The sequence below is a fragment of the uncultured Legionella sp. genome, assembly GCF_937871865.1.
Classification (GTDB): Bacteria; Pseudomonadota; Gammaproteobacteria; order Legionellales; family Legionellaceae; genus Legionella.
The window spans coordinates 1-2,523 of sequence record NZ_CALMPD010000193.1 but is presented as its reverse complement, the minus strand read 5'-3'; the positions used below and the strand labels follow the sequence as shown (position 1 = coordinate 2,523).

Sequence of the window (2,523 nt, the reverse complement as noted above, 5' to 3'; positions counted from 1 at the left end):
CTTATTCAAAGTTTAATCATTGTATGCTAGTGTATCACGAAGGTATTGGTCTAGCTTGGCAAGCCCGCTTTATTGATAACAAAATTTTTATTGGTGTTGCTGACGCAAAAACATTTTATGGCGATCAACAAGCCAACAAAGATCAAGCTTTTGCGAGAGCATGAAAGACCACTTAAATAGTAATTTATTTGTTCTTATTTGCATGATTTTTAAGGTTTTTTAGGGCCTTTGATCCCGTATTCCGCAGCGAAATCATGAATAAAACTCCCCATATGATGTCCCAAGGCAACTGAGGACTACCCTCTGCCTATCCATCATATTAGTAACGACTTGATGTGTATTGTCTATAGTCAGAACAGAGATCCCTTGAAAGCAAAAGAACACCCATTTAGCGGTTGGTTTCTGGGTTGGCTTTTTCTTCATATCAGGAAAGGATGTTAGCGGCAATGTAAAAATGATCCACTGCGGCAACTGAAAAATGATCCACTGTTAACTAAATTTGGAAGAAGGCTATTAGCTGGAACCAATATGTTAGGAGCAGACACAGTGGTAGAAATAAAAATATTATATGTCCAGGGGATAAGTATCCGAGAGATATCGAAACGCTTGGGGATTTCTCGTAATACGGTACGCACGTATATAGGCCAAAAAGACAAACCGAGTTATAAGAAACGAGTGGAGCGAGTATCGAAGCTTGAACCGTATAAGTCCTATATTAAAGAACGATTGGCGAATGCGTCGCCTGAGTGGATACCAGCGCCTGTATTGGAACGTGAAATTAGAGAACAAGGTTATCAGGGATGTATTCGTTTATTACGCTATTTTATGGCTGAGTTACGGCCGTTGAAAAAAGAGGCTCCTTTGCTCCGCTATGAAACGGAAGCAGGTAAACAGATGCAGGTAGATTGGGCGGTGTTTAGACGTGGCAAATCGTCTTTATCTGCATTTGTTGCGATACTGGGATACAGCCGATACTGCTATGTTGAATTTGTAGAAAACGAACAGTTTGAGACGTTAAAACGATGTCATCAACATGCTTTTGAGTATTTCCAGGGAGTCCCGAAGGAAGTGTTGTACGATAATATGAAAACAGTTATTATTCAACGTAATGCCTATGGTTCAGGGCTTCATCGCTTTCATTCAAGCTTATGGGAGTTTGCTAAAGAGGCAGGATTTTTACCTCGTGTATGCCAACCCTATCGTGCTCAAACGAAGGGTAAAGTCGAACGATTTATTCGTTATTTGCGTTATAGTTTTTATGTACCCTTAGTAGCACAATTGAAACAAGCAGGCCTTGTTTTAGATGTAGACACAGCAAATCTTGAAGTAAAAAAATGGTTACGAGATGTCGCTAATATTCGGCTGCATCAAACCATTCAGGAACAACCCGTGCGACGTTGGAAAGAGGAGTTACAGCAACTACAACCTTATCAGACGCCTCATTCATCGGTGGTCATTACACCCACTCATTCCATGTCTGTGGGCCATTATGAGCGCATTAATTTACAGCACGCTTTATCCATCTATGAATCATTATTAGAAGGAGTGCCTCAATGAATTTACAAACCCAACGTATTGAGACATTGTGTGAGTCACTACATTTGAATGGTGTTGCTGCAAACTATTGGGCCCTCTCTCAGCAAGCAGTGGCTCAGGAAAGTAGTTATAGTGATTATTTGGAAGAATGCTTGAAAGAAGAACAACAGGTACGTCAGCAACGCTCTCGAAATATACTACTTAAAATGGCTGGCTTTCCTACAGTCAAGCAGCTTAATGAGTATGATTTTAAGTTTGCTGTTGGGGCGCCCAAAAAGCAAATCGAGGCTTTGGCATCGCTGAGTTTTATTCAACGAAAAGAAAATATCGTGCTGCTTGGCCCAAGTGGCGTCGGAAAAACTCATATTGCTATTGCTTTAGGATTTCTTGCTACTTTGGATGGAATGAAAACCCGTTTTATCTCTGCTGCAGATTTATTATTGCAACTTGATACAGCACAAAGGCAGGGAAAATTAAAACAAACCATGCAACGATGTGTGAATGCACCAAGTTTACTCATTATTGATGAAATAGGTTACCTGCCTATGTCCAGGGAACAGGCAAATCTGTTGTTCCAGGTCATTGCAAATCGCTATGAGAAAGGCTCTATTATCCTTACCTCAAACTTATCATTTGGGCAATGGGATGACACTTTCGCAGGAAATACGGCCCTTACTTCAGCAATGCTTGATCGTATCCTTCATCATGCTCACGTCATTCAGATTAAAGGAGATAGCTATCGGCTAAAAGACAAAACTAAAGCAGGTATTATTAAAAATAAGAACGTAGAGGTGGATCAATTTTAGTTTGCAGTTTCATTCTAAAGTGGATCAATTTTCAATTGCCGTTGACATGGATAGCGCAAGTTAGAGCCGAAGGCAAAGGAATGTGTCCTAAAGGCCAAGCTATTACGCCTGAGCAACAGCGCATAAAGGTGTTAGAAAAGCGGATTAAACGTGTTGATCTTGAGAATAGCATTTTAAAAAA

General features: G+C 40.3%; 2 protein-coding genes. Both read left to right on the top strand.

Annotated elements, in window-relative coordinates; all coding sequences use genetic code 11:
• Window positions 1-528: 528 nt before the first annotated feature.
• On the top strand, window positions 529-1,557 hold the full coding sequence (istA, locus tag Q0495_RS10585) for an IS21 family transposase (RefSeq protein ID WP_298625914.1): 1,029 nt from the start codon (window positions 529-531) through the stop codon (window positions 1,555-1,557).
• Window positions 1,554-2,342 (top strand): IS21-like element helper ATPase IstB, encoded by a 789-nt coding sequence (gene istB / locus Q0495_RS10580; RefSeq protein WP_298625911.1) that lies wholly within the window; start codon window positions 1,554-1,556, stop codon window positions 2,340-2,342. The genes istA and istB overlap by 4 nt, the downstream gene beginning before the upstream one ends.
• Window positions 2,343-2,523: the final 181 nt, after the last annotated feature.

What these genes read in the sequence shown, in the direction of transcription:
- istB (WP_298625911.1), top strand. Translation starts at nt 1,554, where the DNA reads ATGAATTTACAAACCCAACGTATTGAGACATTGTGTGAGTCACTACAT.
- istA (WP_298625914.1), top strand. Translation starts at nt 529, where the DNA reads ATGTTAGGAGCAGACACAGTGGTAGAAATAAAAATATTATATGTCCAG.